At 72.6% G+C, this 14,908-nt stretch carries 12 protein-coding genes and 1 pseudogene; 11 read left to right on the forward strand and 2 right to left on the reverse strand.

Annotation, left to right across the window (positions count from 1 at the left end; genetic code table 11):
- Positions 1-47 precede the first annotated feature (47 nt).
- From KQY30_RS02715 to KQY30_RS02730, 4 genes are all read left to right on the forward strand, one after another.
- On the forward strand, positions 48-233 hold the full coding sequence (locus KQY30_RS02715; RefSeq protein ID WP_254406906.1) for a hypothetical protein: 186 nt from the start codon (positions 48-50) through the stop codon (positions 231-233).
- Positions 230-970: a hypothetical protein gene (locus tag KQY30_RS02720; RefSeq protein WP_217305384.1), complete on the forward strand. Its 741-nt coding sequence runs from the start codon at positions 230-232 to the stop codon at positions 968-970. The genes KQY30_RS02715 and KQY30_RS02720 overlap by 4 nt, the downstream gene beginning before the upstream one ends.
- A 308-nt stretch (positions 971-1,278) precedes the next feature.
- Positions 1,279-2,202: a hypothetical protein gene (locus KQY30_RS02725; RefSeq protein WP_046494227.1), complete on the forward strand. Its 924-nt coding sequence runs from the start codon at positions 1,279-1,281 to the stop codon at positions 2,200-2,202.
- Positions 2,199-3,296 carry a serine hydrolase gene (locus KQY30_RS02730; RefSeq protein ID WP_217305385.1) on the forward strand — a complete coding sequence of 366 codons (1,098 nt, stop codon included), beginning with the start codon at positions 2,199-2,201 and terminating at the stop codon, positions 3,294-3,296. Before KQY30_RS02725 ends, KQY30_RS02730 begins: the two co-directional genes overlap by 4 nt.
- A gap of 33 nt (positions 3,297-3,329) precedes the next feature.
- On the opposite strand, the gene KQY30_RS02735 is transcribed toward KQY30_RS02730, so the two are convergent.
- Positions 3,330-4,721 (reverse strand): LCP family protein, encoded by a 1,392-nt coding sequence (locus tag KQY30_RS02735; protein WP_254406907.1) that lies wholly within the window; start codon positions 4,719-4,721, stop codon positions 3,330-3,332.
- Between the two features lie 338 nt (positions 4,722-5,059).
- Between KQY30_RS02735 and KQY30_RS02740 the strand changes: the two genes are divergently transcribed.
- Both KQY30_RS02740 and KQY30_RS02745 read left to right on the forward strand, forming a co-directional pair.
- Entirely contained in the window at positions 5,060-5,656 is a 597-nt protein-coding gene (locus KQY30_RS02740; protein WP_217305386.1) for a hypothetical protein, read from the forward strand.
- Between the two features lie 132 nt (positions 5,657-5,788).
- Positions 5,789-6,211, forward strand: coding sequence for a hypothetical protein (locus KQY30_RS02745; protein WP_254406908.1), 423 nt, complete (start codon positions 5,789-5,791; stop codon positions 6,209-6,211).
- A gap of 61 nt (positions 6,212-6,272) precedes the next feature.
- Here KQY30_RS02745 and KQY30_RS02750 read toward each other — a convergent pair whose 3' ends face one another.
- Complete coding sequence (locus KQY30_RS02750; protein WP_217305387.1) at positions 6,273-8,147, reverse strand: LamG-like jellyroll fold domain-containing protein; 1,875 nt, start codon at positions 8,145-8,147, stop codon at positions 6,273-6,275.
- A 258-nt stretch (positions 8,148-8,405) separates the two neighbouring features.
- Between KQY30_RS02750 and KQY30_RS02755 the strand changes: the two genes are divergently transcribed.
- The 5 genes and pseudogenes from KQY30_RS02755 to KQY30_RS37070 form a co-directional block, all read left to right on the forward strand.
- Positions 8,406-8,957: a CU044_2847 family protein gene (locus KQY30_RS02755; protein ID WP_254406909.1), complete on the forward strand. Its 552-nt coding sequence runs from the start codon at positions 8,406-8,408 to the stop codon at positions 8,955-8,957.
- A gap of 16 nt (positions 8,958-8,973) precedes the next feature.
- Positions 8,974-9,891: a trypsin-like peptidase domain-containing protein gene (locus KQY30_RS36145; protein WP_254406910.1), complete on the forward strand. Its 918-nt coding sequence runs from the start codon at positions 8,974-8,976 to the stop codon at positions 9,889-9,891.
- A gap of 293 nt (positions 9,892-10,184) precedes the next feature.
- Positions 10,185-11,162, forward strand: coding sequence for a hypothetical protein (locus KQY30_RS36150; RefSeq protein ID WP_254407522.1), 978 nt, complete (start codon positions 10,185-10,187; stop codon positions 11,160-11,162).
- A gap of 47 nt (positions 11,163-11,209) precedes the next feature.
- Complete coding sequence (locus KQY30_RS02765) at positions 11,210-12,268, forward strand: MoxR family ATPase (protein WP_254406911.1); 1,059 nt, start codon at positions 11,210-11,212, stop codon at positions 12,266-12,268.
- A pseudogene (locus tag KQY30_RS37070) lies at positions 12,268-14,865 on the forward strand (SAV_2336 N-terminal domain-related protein); the annotation flags it as partial. The gene KQY30_RS02765 and the pseudogene KQY30_RS37070, both read left to right, overlap by 1 nt.
- Positions 14,866-14,908: the final 43 nt, after the last annotated feature.

Below are 14,908 nucleotides of genomic sequence, written 5' to 3' on the forward strand. Positions count from 1 at the left end.
GCGATGGCACTGCCCAGGGAGGGCAAGTGCGTCTACACGAGGAGCCCATGATGCTTTCTCAGACCATCCGGCCGGGAGAAATCACCCTGGACCAGCGCGCGTTGGGTGCGGCCATGGCCGAGCCCGAGGCCCCCTACAGCGATGCGCCGGTCTACGCGCCGGAAGCGGCGGGCCTGCTGCTTCTGCTGTTGCTTCTGTCCCCGAAGGAGCCAAAGGAGCCGAAGGGCCTGTGAGCCAGGACCGGTCGCGGACCACCTACCAAGAATCAGCGGCCGGCCTGGCACGGCGTGCCCTCGGCGCCCTTCACGGCGCCGGGGGCACGGCCATGGTCGCCGAACATGTCGAGAGCGAGCGGGACCCCGGCGCGGCGCTGGCCGCCATCCGTATCCTCGGCGCGGACGTCCTCGCCCCGGCCGTACTGGCGGGCACCGCGTTCCACCCGCTGGACGCGGAGGCCGTGGCCCTGTCCTTCACGGCCCTGCCGCCCTCGCGGGAGGAGCCGCTGCCGCCGCCGACCGGGCCCGAGGAGCCCTGGGTGATGGCCTGGCGCGACTGGGGCACGGTCACCCTGCTGACGGTCCTGACCAGCGGAGACACCACGCGTGCGGGTGTCCCCCGGCCGACCTCGCCGCCTGCCGGGGTCGCCGCGCCCAGGGACGGTACGGGGTGGGCGGACTGGTCGGTCAGGATGGGCCGGCTCTCCGCGCTGGCGCTGCCGGGGCTGGAGAGTCCGGTGCACGACGCGGCGCGCGGCGCTCCGCTGGCACTGGCCCGCGGTGCGACCCGTGCCGTACTGCGCAGGGACTATCCGACCGCCGCGCGGATCGTACGGTGGCTGGCGTGGCTGCACGCGGACGGGGTGGAGCTGCCGCTCGACCCGGCGCCGCTGGTGGAGCACATCGGGCTGATGGCGGGCGGTGACCGGCTGGCGCTGGACACGGCGATCGCGCGCCGGCTGATCGGCGTCTGACGGCGGCTCATGGGCGACCGGCTGCCCCGTACGTACGGACTCGCCGCCCGGCGCGCCGCTCGGCACCGCGCTCTCAACCGACCCGACCGACCCGACCGCCGCGCCGCTCACCGAGCTGCTCGCCCCGGGCTCTGCCTGTTTCAACTTCAACGAACCGCCCGGCCGGGCCGGCTCACCGCGCCGCCCGCTCCCGCTGATCCCTGCCGACACCTCCACCCGTTTCTGCCCGTTTCTGTTTCGTCGCTCCCTCACCAGGCCCTGCCTGTCCTGTCTGACTGACCGTCTCCCGATCGGACCGAGACCCCGTCATGCCGATGCCCGTCACACAAACCGCCCATCGGATCACCTCCCGCGCCCTGACCTGGCTCCACTCGAACCGGGAGCACAGCACGCTCCCGCCCGGCACCACCGCCGAACTCGCCGAGCCCGACAGTGTCTACAAGCCCCTCGGCGAGACCGCGCTCGCCGCCTCCCTCGTGCTGCGCGAGGCGGTGGCCGGCAGCACCGAGCTGCGGCTCGCCCGCGAGCTGCTGGACTTCTCCTGGGAGCAGCTCGGCGCCGGCGCCATGCTCCATGAGCGGCTGCTGCGCTATCCGATGATGAGCGACCCGCTGGAGACCTACACCCACTTCGCCAGGAGCGGCTACCGCCACGAGGGTCTTGACCGGCTGCTCGCGCACACCACTTCGCTCCGCTCGGCCCGCGCGGTGGAGGTGATGCCCAACCGGCGTCTCGCCATCGCCAACGCCGCCCGGGTCGGCGGGTTCGACCAGGGCGACCGGGCCGCCGACTGGGCCGCGCTGACCCGGGCGACCTGGCTGGGCGCGCTCCCGGAGCCGTGGCTCATCGACTGGATGACCGCTTACCACATGACGCACACGGTCTTCCATCTCACCGACTGGGGCCGCGTCCCCGCCGATCTGCCCGTCGAACTGGCCGCCTATCTCACCGACTGGCTGCCCGCCTGGATCGACATCTGGGCCGAGATCGCCGAGTGGGACCTGGTGGCCGAACTGATGATCGTCGGCAGTTCGCTGCCCGATCCCCTCTGCGACCCGGCGGACTGGGAGCGGCTCGCCCGCCTCCAGCACGAGGACGGGCTGATGCCCCGCGACGGCCACCCCGTCGCCGGGGATGCCGGCGAACGCTTCGCGGCGCACCACCACACCACCGTGGTGGCCGCGGTCGCCGGTACGCTCGCCGTCTCCCGCACCCTCGGCACCCGTCGATGACGACGGGCACCGCCGGGACGGCACAGGCGGCGCCGGCCGACCCCCGGCCGGCGCCGCCCGCCTGGGCCCACGGTCCCGCGGCGGCCATCGCCGGCGCGGCCCGTGGCGCCACCGGGGTCGCCGTAGCGCTCCGGCACGGTGACCGGCGGGCAGTGCTGACGTATGGCAGCACCGCTCGCGGGGGCGGGTCACCGGTCACGGCCGCCACCCGGTTCGAGACCGGTTCACTGTCCAAGTGCTTCACCGCGCTGCTGCTGGCCGAACTGGCCGCCCGCGGCGAGGTCTCGTACGACGATCCGCTCACCCGGTTCCTGCCGAAGGGCACCGTTCCCGCACCGCGCGGCGGGCCCATCACCCTGCTTCACCTGGCCACTCACACCTCCGGGCTGCCCCGGCTGCCGCCCGGGCTGCTCGCCGGGGCGGTCCCGCGCTGGTTCACCAATCCGTACGCCGGCTTCCGTACCGACGATCTGCTGCGCGCGCTGGCCAGGACCCGGCTGTCCGCCCCTCCGGGCGAGCGGGTGCGGTACTCCAACTTCGGAGTGGGGCTGCTCGGGCATCTCCTGGCGCGGGCCGTGCCGGGCCGGCGGGGGTACGGGGAGCTGCTCGCGGACCGGGTGCTGGACCCGCTCGGGCTGTACGGAACGACCTGCGCGCCCGGTGCTCCGCAGGCCACCGGCCATCTGCACGGACGCCCCCGGCCGCCCTGGCGGATTCCGGGGCTCGCCCCGGCGGGCGTGATCCGGTCCACCGCCGGTGATCTGCTGACCCTGCTCGACGCCCTGCTGGATCCCCCGACAGGTCCTGGCACCGCGCCGATGCCCCTCGGCACGGCCCTCGCGGATGTGGTCCGCCCCCGGCTCGCGCTGCCCGGCGGCACCAGGCAGCTCGCGCTCGTCTGGAACATCCGGGTCCGGCCGGACGGCGATGTGTACCACCACTCCGGCGGCACCCGGGGCTTCACCGCCTTCGCGGGATTCTGTCCGTACCACCGCACCGCCGTGGCCGCCCTGGCGAACACCGGTCCGACCGTCGGCCAGCGCTTCATCCAGAGTGCCTACCAGGCGCTGCTGTCGCTGCCGAAGCGTTCCTGACGTATCGTCATGTTCCTTGACGGAAGGGCGCGTTCAGCCGCCGATCGGTGGCATATCGGGGCCGATGGTGAGGGTCACCGTGCCCGGGGCGGCTCCGTCCGAGAAGGCCGGGACCACGCCCGGGAGCCGTGCCGCCACCGTTCTGGCCTGCGCGGCGAGGCCCTCCGGGTGGACGAGCGTGGTACGGGCGACCCGTGCGGGCGCGTTGCCGGTCGCGGCGATACGGAAACCCAGCGCGCGCAGCCGCCCGGCCGTCTCACGGGCCCTGCCGGTCACACCGGTGCCGTTGAGGACGGTGATACGGACGGTGTTCGCCGCCGGGGGCAGCGTGCGGGCCGCCTCGTTCAGTCCGGCCTCGGTCATCTCCCGGTCGAGGGCGAGGGCGGTGAACAGCCGCCGCGCGGCATGGGCGTTCCAGACGACATTGGCCTTGTCGCTCGGAACGTCCCGCTCCCGCGGGTAGTTGGGGACCGTCAGAAACGAAATCCGTTCGGTGGGCACCCTCTTGATGTCCGAGGCCAGTTCGTAGAGGGGCTTCAGACCGGCGAGTTCGGGATCGGTGGTCAGTGATCCGGTGGCCGAGTCGAGAAATCCGTACAGGGCCCCGGGGTCATAGAGCCTGGCCTTGGCCCGGTCGGCGAGGGCCCGCATGAACTCCTGCTGGCGGCCGATCCGTCCGATGTCCGTTCCGTCGCCGAGGCTGTAGCGGGCGCGCACATAACCGAGGGCCTGGGAGTCCCTGACCGTCTGGCAGCCCGCGCGCAGATCGAGATGGGCCTTTCTGTCGTGGATGGGCAGCCGGGGGCAGACCTCGACTCCCCCGAGGGCGTTGACCATCCCGGTGAACCCGCGGAAGTCCACGATGAGGAAGTGGTCGACGCGGACGCGGGTGTTCTCCTCGACGGTCCTGATCGCACAGGCGGCGGCCCGGCCCGTGTCGCCGGTCGAACCGCCGATCGCGAAAGCCGCGTTGATCTTGAAGTGGTGCGGTACGGAGTAGGCGCCGCTGCCCTGGTCGCAGCCGGGGATCCGGACCCAGGAGTCACGGGGGAAGGACACCACGGTGGCCCAGCGCCCGTCGCCGCCGAGGTGCAGCAGTATCAGAGTGTCGGACTGCATGGTGGTCAGGCCCCTGCCGTAGCTGTCGCCCGTACCGCTGCGGCTGTCGGAGCCGATGATCAGGATGTTCCGGCCGCCCTGGGTGGCGCTCGGCCGGTCGTCGCCGAGTGCGCCGTCCACGCCCGCGCGGTGGATGTTGCCGCTGAGCCGGGTGAAGATCCAGCCGCCGGCCCCGGAGGTGCCCAGCACGAGCAGGGCGGCGGCCAGGGCGATCCAGCGGCCGATCCGGGGGCGCGGAGAGCGGGGACGCGGGCGTCCCCCGCCGCGCGCCGGCCGGTTCCCCGGGCTCTTGGATACTGCTGTCACGGCGTCAGACTCCTTATCGCGACCCGGTCATGCAGGATCGTACGGGCAGGGACGTGCCGGATGTACCGGATGTACCGGACGATCATTCCTCCGGGGAACCGGGCTCTCCGCGTCATTCCGCCCACCCCTCCCGCCCCCGGCCGGTGGGTCCCCGGGGGAGGCTCCGGCCGCTGCCTCGGGCGTCCGGCGCGGGTACGTCGTACGGCTCTGTCCGGTGGCCCGGCACCGGGCGGTGCCGTGTAGTGGAGGGTGTGGCCGCCCCGGCCCGGCGCCAGGCCCTGTCCGGCGGGCCCTGTCCGGCGGGCCGCCCGTGCGACGGCCGGATCGGAGGAGCCTCGATGAGGAGCACGTCCAGCACGGCCCGTGCCATGGCCGCGGCCCTGCTCTGCACCGCGGCGGCCGGCTGCGCCGGAAGCGGTACGGGCGGACCGGCGGCGGCACGGTCCCGGGCGGCGCCCGACGGCCTCACGGCGAAGACGCCCTCGCGATCCGCGCCCTCACCCCCCGTGCCCGGCGACGCGGGCCGCTCGCCACCGGGCGCGGGCAAGGTGTCCGCGAGATCCACCGGACTCGGCACGATCCTGGTCGACGGCACGGGCCGTACCCTCTATCTCTTCGAGGGCGACACGGAGAACGTGTCCACCTGCACAGGGCCCTGCGTCACGGTCTGGTCTCCGCTGACCGTCGCCGGAAACGGAAGAGCGACCGCGGGCAGCGGCGGCGTCAAGGAGCGGCTGCTCGCCACCACCGTCCGGAGTGACGGCGCCCGGCAGGTCACCTACAACGGCCACCCCCTGTACACCTTCCAGGACGACCACAAGCCCGGCGACACCAATGGGCAGGGCGACATCTCCTTCCACCACAGGTGGTACGTCGTCGACACCGCGGGCAACAGGAACACCACCCCGCAGCAGGACACCGGCGGTCTCTACTGATCCCCCCGACTCCGACCCCAGGGCCCGTCCGCGGCCACCGGTGAGACAGGAGAAGCGATGTCCTCAGGCACGTCCGTCGTATCCCCCCGCCGCGGACGGAAGCTCCGTGTACTGAGGGGGGCCGCCCGGCTGGTGGCAGCCGCCGGTCTGGCGGTCAACGCCTATGTCCACGCCGATCTCGCCGACGCGTACGACCTCGTCTCGGAGAACATCAGCCAGGGGACGCTCTTCCGTATCGAAGCCGCTCTCGGTTCGCTCGCGGCCCTGCTCGTGCTGGTCTGGCACCGGCTGATCAGTGATCTCTTCGCATGGTGCGTGGCGGCGGGCGGGCTGGCGCTGCTGCTGGTGTACCGGTACGTGGACGTCGGCACGCTCGGCCCTTTCCCGAACATGTACGAGCCGCTCTGGTACACCGAGAAGTCCGTCGCCGCGATCGCCCAGGCGGTCGCCGTACTCGCCACCGTCTTCCTGCTGGTCACCCATCACTGGCGCCGCGGCCGGGGCGCCCACGCCGGTCTGGGCAACCGAAGACGCCGACGCGCCGGGGGTTCCTGAGCCGTGTGGACCCCCGGCGCGGACCGTGGATGCGGAGGCCCGTACCGCGGCCTCCCACCCGTTACGCGAACGGCGTGAGGAAGTCCTTCGGCTGGAGCGCCCTGCTGACGATCCGGGTGTCGCCGATCCAGCCGTAGAAGCCCTGGCTGAACTGCTCGTCGAACTGGGTCGCGCCGATGACGAAGGGCTTGCCGAGCGTGGCGATGCCCGTCGACGCCTGGCTGGGGTTACGGGCGATCTTCGAGCCGTCGACGTACATCACCGTACGGCGGCCGTCGTTGACCACGGCGATGTGCGTCCAGCGCCCGACCGGCAGGGCGTGGCTCCACGAGGTCGGGTCGGCGTCCTGGCGGTACGCGTACACGACGAACTGGATGAAACGCTCGGGCGAGATGTTGAGGCTGCACGTCGGCTCGTCGGGCGACCAGCCGGTGGTCTTGCCCGCCTCGCTGTTGCGGCCCTCCCAGCTCAGGATGCCCATCCAGGCGTGGTCGCCCACGAAGGGCTCCGGCAGCTTGATGAAGGTCTCGATGGTGTAACCCGAGGTGAACGTGGTGCTGTTGAGCGGCGCGTTGGCGGAGGTGGTGAGAATCGCGCCGCGGTCCGGGGACTTGCCGCCGTCGAAGCGCAGACTCGCGTGCGCCGGCTGGCCCGTGTGGTGGTCCTCGGACCAGGTGAGGGCGTCGGCGGCGCTGGAGTGCAGCCGGCTCACGGTCAGGTCGTTGCCGTTGCCGGTCAGGTCGCGCGCGACCTTTCCGTCGGCGACGGGGGCGCCGGGGGTGCCCGCGTCCCGGAGGCCGGAGGCGTCGAACCGCCAGTACGCGACCGTGCCGCGCGGCATCACCGCGGAGGCCGGGCGGGCCGGCGGCGGCACGGCGGGGGCGAAGCCCGCGAACCGGGCGGCGAAGTCGATGTCCAGGCTGAACCGGTCGGTGGGGCCGGTCAGTTCGATCGTCTCGGCCTCCAGCGGCGTCCGCTTCTCCGGATTGCGCGCGAGGAACCAGGGCGAGAAGGTCTCGACGTCGATGACCCCGCGGGCGACATCGAAGCCGTACAGCCGGATCATCCCGGCGCCGCCGTAGTAGCGGTCCTGGTAGTTGGTGATGTGGACATGGACATCGTTGCCGGCGGCGTTCTTGAGGACCGTACGGCCCGGAGGCCAGTAGTGGCCGCCCAGCGCGAGGAAGATCTGGTCGTGGTCGCGGATCAGACCGTTCCACAGCCGCTGTCCGTTGCCGGACAGCTCCGCCTTGCCGCTGTCGTCGGACGCGGCGATGTCATGGGTGGTGAGGATCGCGGGCAGTGTGCGGTGCTGGTCGAGGACCGAGCGCGCCCAGCCGAGACCCGCGTCGGAGACCCGCCAGTCCAGGGCGAGGACGAGCCACTCACGGCCGGCCGCGCGCACGATGTGGAAGCTGTTGTAGCCGTCGGGGGAGGCGCCGCCGAAGGTCGGCATGGCGGCGTAGCGATGCGGCCCGAACTCCCTGAGGTACGCGGAGTCGCCCCGCTGGTCGTCCGCCCCGTTGATGTCGTGGTTGCCCGCCAGCACGCTGTAGGGCACCTGGCCCTGAAGGATGCCGAAGGTGTCGGCGGCGAGGCCGATCTCGTCCTCGGTGCCGTGCTCGGTGACATCACCGAGGTGCGTCATGAAGGCGATGTTGGCCTCCTTGCGCTCGGACACCAGGTAGCGGAAGGTCTCGCGCAGCGGCGCCGGGTCGGCGCTGTCGGCGTCGAAGAGGTACTGCGTGTCCGGCAGGACGGCCAGCGCGAACCGCGGAACCTCGTCGTCGAACCGCCCGCCGTAGGGGGCGCTCGCGTCCGCCTGCGCCGGCGTGACATTGAGCAGCGACGCCGCCGCGCCCGCGGCCGGTACGGCGAGGGCCGCCTGAAGCAGCGCCCTTCTCGCCGGCTTGCCGTTGTTGTCTGCTGTGCCCATCTCGTACTCCTTGTACTGATGAATGCATGTGACACGCGCACTGTCCTGATGGGCCGTGGCGCCGCGATGGCAGAAATCTGAACGGCCGCGGTTCGGCGCACGAATGGAACGGTCGGAGGCGTGACCGGGAAATGTTCGCCGAGTGTTCGGGCGCATGACGGGCGGATCACCGGGAGATGGCCGGGAGATCACGGACAGGACCGGCGCACGCGGGAGAAGGTACGTCGGGGAGCGCCCGGGCGTGCCAGAATTGCGCGCATGGGGGATGTGAGGCTCACGTTCGACGACGGTTCCGTGGTGCGTCTGCAACTGGCTCCGGCCGGACCGGCGAACGGTACGAGGAACACCGAAAGCCGTGTACGGGCAGGGGGCGTGCCCGACGCGGCGGACGGTCTGGAGCTGCCCGACGGCTTCGGGACCGCGCAGCCGGTGAGTGTCGGCTCCCGTACCACGCAGGCGGTCACCCGCAGCGGCGAGGTGCTCGCGGAGGCACTGCGCCCGCTGAGCGGGGTGCTCGGCGGTATCCACCGGTCGCTCTCGGAGTCGGTGCACCGGCCGGACGAGGTGACGGTCGAGTTCGGGGTGACGCTGGGCAGCGATCTGAGCCTGGGTGTCTTCTCCGGCAGCGGCGAGGCGAGTTTCACCGTTTCCGCGACGTGGAATCTGGCCGCCGCGCCGCCGGTTCCCGCCCCGGCCCCCGGCCCTGACCCGGCCGCGACCGGTACGCCGACGAGTGACGCTCCGACGCACGGCCCGGCCGCCGGCAGAGCGGCGACGAACGGCAGTACGGCGCCGTCCGCGGCCTCGTGAGGGGACGCGTACGGACGTGAGTCCCGCTCTTTCCGACGGCTCGTCCGACGCGGCGCTGCACCGGGCGTTCGTGTCCGTACGGGACGTGAGCCGGCCCGTCGGCGCCGGTGTACTGCTCACCGACCGGCTGGTCCTCACCTGTGCCCATGTCGTCAACAGCGCGCTGGGACGCGACCGTTTCGAGCGGTCGACGCCGCCCCGGGGACAGGAGATACGGCTCCGGCTGCCGCATGTGGCGGCCGACCGTGACCTGACCGGGCGGGTGGTCACCGCGATGTGGCGCCCGCCGCGCTCGGAGCCGGTGGCGGGTGCGGCCGGCACTCCCCCGCCCGCCGGAATGCTCCCGTACCACGGGGATCTGGCCGTACTCGAACTCGACGAACCGGCCCCGGCCGGTGCCGAGCCGGCGCCGTTCCTCACTCACCGGGACAGGAACGAGGTCATCGCCCTGTGGGCCAGCGGCCACCCCCTTCCCACGCTGCGCGCGGTGCCGCGGGTCTCCGCGCCGCCCTGGATCGCGCTGGACGTGGTGGGCGGCACGGTGGCGGAGGGGTTCAGCGGCGGGCCGCTGTGGGACCGGGAGCGGCAGGCCGTGGTGGGCCTGGTGGTCGCCGCGCATGTCGCGGTGCCGGACGGACCGCCGGGGCGGGCGGGGACCGTGTACGCGATCGGTCTGCCGTCCGTCGAGGCCGAACTGCCCGCGCTGCCACCGGTGTCGGTCCCGATGTCGGCGCGGGGTGTCCAGCGGTTGCTCGCGGCTCTGGAGCGGCTGCTCCCCAGCCGGCGGCGGTCATGGAGTGCGAGCAGCGGCTCGCGGCGAGGCTCGGCAGGCGGTCGGCGGGGCAGGCGGCGGACATCAACTCGCTGGTGGCCCTGGCTCTGGGCGTCCGCCGGGGCGTACCGGAACTGCTGGACGCGGTGCACACCCGGCTGACCGGATCGGGAGCCCCCGCCGCCGGACCCACCGGACCAGCCGCCTTCGCCATGGCCGGACGGATACCCGGCTGGGACCAACTGCTGCGGGTGGCACGGGTGGTCAGCCCCGGAGAGCATCTGACGCACCGTCAGCGAAGCGATCTCAATGGGCTGCTCGCCCAGTGCCGCGCCACCGAACCCGCCGCCCTGCTCCGTACCGTGCTCCCGTACGCGGACGAACTGCCCGTCGTCTCGGGCCTCGCCGAGGCCACCGATGCCCTGGAGGGCTATCCGTCGCACCCGGAGCAGCCGATGCCGCCGCTGTTGCAGGCGGTGGTACGGATCGGTGTGGCGGAGCACGGAACGGGCGACGCGGGCGCGGAGCTGTCGGACGATCTCGACGCCTGGGTGGAGCGGACGGGGCCCCGGCTCGGTGTCGCGGCCGGGGCCGTCGACCAGTTCAGGGCGGATGTCCGCGCCGAGTCCCGGCGCCCCGGCACGGGGTGTACGGGCAGGACGGCCGCCCCGCCCCGGGTCCAGGTGGAACTGCTTCCCGTACCTCCCGGGCACCGGTTCACGTACCAGATCTGGGTGTGGACCGGGGACGGCCGTCACGAGGTGGTGCTGACCCAGGACACCGAGGTCTCCAGCCAGCAGGTGGTGGAGGCCGTCCGCCAGGTGCTGCGCACCGAGGTACGGGAGCATCCGGAACCCGCGCTGGTCGAGTTCTTCGTGGCTCCGGCGTGGCTGCGGCTGGAGGTCGACACCTGGGAGTTCCCCGGCGACGCGGACGACGGCGGGTTCTTCCCCGGTATCGCCCGGCGGGTGGTGCTGCGCAGTTCGGGGCGGACACGGGAGACCTACGCGGGATGGAAGCGGCGCACGGACGCGCTGCCGTCCTCACGCCGGCTGGTCCTCGACCAGCGCTCCGCCGACCCCGCGGTGGCCCAGGCGATCCTTGAGGTGCACTCCGAGGCGGGGATCGTCGTGGTGTCCTGTGAGCGCCGGCACCACGGCACGGTGCTGCGCCAGTGCATCCAGGCCGGAGTGCACACGGTGCTGTGGCACCGCGAGGATCACGGCGAGCGGATCGCGGCGGACCTGCTCGCGCTGGTGGAGGGTGTCGACCACACGGGGATTCCCGAGGCGGTCCGGATGGAGCGCGCGAAGGCGCTGGCCGAACCGGAGTCCGCGACCCACCACGGGCGGCGGCTCTCGCTCCTGCACGACGGCCCCGACCACAGACCGCCCCCGCTCGCGCCCGACGCCTGGGCGCTGACCCAGCCATGAACCGTACTCGTCGAGGAGACCACGTGGTGCCGTACGGTCCGGAGTCCGTGAACACCGGCTCAGACATCAGCAGTTCCAGGATCGGGGGCGAGTCCGCGGAGGACTGGTGGGTCTTCCGCGGTGCGTCGGATCTGCCCGAACCGCCGCCCTGGCGGCTCTTCCCCGCGTCCCGGCGCCGCCGGCGTGAGCAGCGGTATCTGATGAGCGCGAACGAGGTCGGGGTCGTCAACGCGGCCCTGCATCTGCGCCGTCCGCTGCTGGTCACGGGCCGCCCCGGCACGGGCAAGAGTTCCCTGGCGCGCGCGATCGCGGAGGATCTCGGGCTCGGGGAGGTGCTGCGCTGGTCGGTGAACAGCCGCTCGACGCTGGCGGACGCCCTGTACCGGTACGACGCGGTGGGCCGACTCCGGGAGGCCTCACTGCGACGGGAGCGCGAGTCGGCCCGTACGTCCGCCGGCGCCTCCGCCCGTGGCTCCGCGAACCGGTTGAACCGGCTGAGGCGTCTGGCAGCAGGGCACTCCGTACGGGAGTCGGACATCGGGGACTATCTGCGGCTCGGCCCGCTCGGTACGGCGCTCGCCGCGGCTGAGGGTCCGCGCGTCCTGCTCATCGACGAGCTGGACAAGGCCGACATCGATCTGCCCAACGATCTGCTAGTGGTCCTGGAGGAGGGCGAGTTCGAGATCCCGGAACTGGCGCGGCTGCCCGAGCACCAGCAGAGCACGGATGTCCTTGTCACGGGCGGCAGGGACCGGGCGAGGGTCGAGCGCGGCATGGTGTCCTGCGCCCACTTCCCGATCGTCGTCATGACCAGCAACGGCGAACGGGACTTCCCGCCCGCCTTTCTGCGCCGGTGCGTACGGCTGGATCTGCCGGACCCGGACGAGGGCAGGCTCCGGGACATCGTGCGGCAGAACCTGGGCGAGGAGGCCCTGGCCGACGCCGACGACCTCATCGAGACCTTCCTGGGCCGGGCGGCCGTACAGACGCTGGCGACCGATCAGTTGCTGGCGGCGGTGCATCTGCGGCTGAGCGGGGCCGATCTCGGCCAGGACGAACTGCTGAACGCGGTGATGCACCGGCTGGACGAGGCGTTTCCCTCGTGATGGAGGGACGGGGGCGGTCGGCGGGGTCGGAGGGGGAGGACCGGCCGGCGGGGCCGGAACGGCTGGAGCGGCTGCGTCGGGTTCTGGACGGTGTGGGCATCGGCCATGGTGTCGGGGGCGCGGAGCTGCTCGATGTGCTGTGGCTTGCCCGGGTGATGGACGGCAGGCGGACCGGGCGGGCGGTACGGGCAGCGCCGCCTGGCGGGGAGGGCGCGGGCGGGGCGTCGGAGGGTTCCGGCGGTTCGTGGGCCGGTGGCGGTTCGGACGGTTCGGGGGCCGGTGGCGGGTCTGGTCGTCCCGGTGCGGAAGGGACCGTACCGCCGTCGGCGGGCAGTGCCGGTTCCGCGCGGGCGGAGGGTGCGGCAGCCTCCGTGCCCGAACCCTTGCCCGCCATGCCGGAACCGGGAGCGGGTCCGGAGGCAGAGGCCGGGGTGGGCCGTCGGCGCTCCCTGTTCACCGCCGGGGACACAACAGGGACCTCGTCGAGCGGCCGGGCCCGTTCCGTACGGGCTCCCGGGCCACGCGCGTTGCCCGGGATGCAGAGCCTCGCCCGGTCGATGCGCCCGCTGCGCGGCTTCCGGGACCACCGGCAGCGCACGGTGGTGGACATCGACGCCACGGTCGGACTCACCGCTGAGACCGGAGTGCTGGATGTGGTCTCGCGCCCGGACCGGGAGCTACGGCACACGGCGGTGCTGCTGGTCGACGACTCCGCGTCCATGCGGGTGTGGCGGGGACTCGTACTGGATGTCCGGCGGCTCCTGGAGCGCGGCGGCGTCTTCCGCTCCGTCGAGGTCCACCGCTGGAATCCGCGCAGGCCGCGTACATACGGCAGCACTCCGCGTACGGAGTCGCCGGTCACCCTGGTGCTGACGGACGGGGTGCATCCGGCCTGGCGGACGGCGGCGACGGGCCGTGCGGTGGCGGCCTGGGGGCGGACCGGTCCGGTGGCGCTGCTGTCGCCGCTGCCGAGGCGGCTGTGGCGGGGCACGGCGTTCGACGCGCAGGCCCAACTCCTCAAGGCGGAGCGACCGTTCGGGCTGAGTGGTGATCTGACGGTGCTGGATCCGCTGACCGGGAGTCCGGTCGGGACGGCGGATGGCGGACCGGAGAGGGCGGCGGCGAGCAGTGCGGCGGCTGGAGTGGCGGGCGGGCTGCCCGTACCGGTCCTGGCGCTGTCGCCGTCCTCGCTGGCGTCCTGGGCCCGGCTGCTCACCAGACCGGGGGTGCCGCGTCTGGTCGATACGGTGATGCTGGACGTGGATGCCGCCGATGAGCCGGACCTGCTCTTGCCGGAGTCCCCGTCGGAGGAGAGCGGGTCCGGGGAGATCGCGCCGAGCGGGCTGATCGAGCAGTTCCGGGGTTCGTTCTCGCCGCAGGCGTATCAGCTCGCCGTACGGCTGTCCGCGATCAGGCCGCTGAGCATGCCGGTGATGCAGCTCGTCCGTACGGCCACGCTCCCCGGCAGCTCGTCGGCGATCGTCGCGGAAGTACTGCTCGGCGGTCTGCTCCAGCCGCTCACGGAGGACGGGCCGCGGACGGCACTCCGGCTGCCACCCGCGACGCGGCGGGGTGACACACTGTACGACTTCAAGCCCGGCGTCCGGGAGTTGCTCGCCACCGGGCTCAGCATGGAGCAGTCGATCGATGTGGTGGAGGCAGTGGGGCGGGTCCTGGAGCCCTATCTCGGGCGTATGCCGGACTTCGCCGCCCTGCTCGCCGACCCGGCGGGCCGGGTCGCACTGCCGGAGGGGGCGTCGGCGTTCGCGGCACTGGTGAGCCCGGCGATCGACCGGCTGTACCCGCTGCCGAGCGTGTCGAGTCCGTCGTTCGTGGAGGTCCCGTCCGTACCCCGGGCCGCGCCGAGCGCGGGACCGCTACGCTTCACGGTCCTGGGCCCGGAACTGGCCTGGCGGGGCGACGAACCGCTGAGGCTGTCGCCCCGACTGCGCGCCGTGCTCACGCCGCTGCTGCTGAGCGGCGGCGGGCGCGCGGTATCGACGGAGCGGCTCATCGACGCCGTCTGGGGTAATACGCCGCCACGCAAACCCGAACGCTTGCTGCACGCCTATGTCTCCCGGCTGCGCAGAGAGCTGCGCCCCGAGGCGACCATCGTCAGGGAAGAGGGTGCGGGCTACCGGCTGCGCCGCGCGCCCGACCGGGCTCACCTCCCCTTGGATCTCATGCTGGCCGAGGGGTACTACGAGGATGCGCGCACCGCTTGGGCGGCCGACGAAACCTCCCGCTCACACACGTACTTGACGGAGGCGCTCGCGCTGTTCCGGGGCGAACCGCTCGCCGGAGTATCGGGCCGGTTCGCGGAGATCGAGCGCGGCCAGCTCGCCGAATGGCGGCTTCAGATGCTGGAAGCCCGGTGCCAACTCGATGTACGCCTGGGTCATTACGCGAAGGCCGCTGCGGATCTCAGCACCCTGACGGCCGAACATCCCCTGCGGGAACGCTTCCGCTCGCTGCTGATGCTCGCACTCCACGGAAGCGGCCGGTACGCGGACGCGCTCACCGTGTACGAAGACACGCGTCGGCTGCTCACCGATGAGCTGGGCGTGGCGCCCGGCCCCGAGCTGACCAGGGTTTATCGAGAGGTACTCCGGAGGACCCCGGTCGAATCGATCGAGCTCG

Source organism: Streptomyces sp. GMY02 (assembly GCF_019056675.1).
Taxonomy (GTDB): Bacteria; Actinomycetota; Actinomycetes; order Streptomycetales; family Streptomycetaceae; genus Streptomyces; species Streptomyces odonnellii.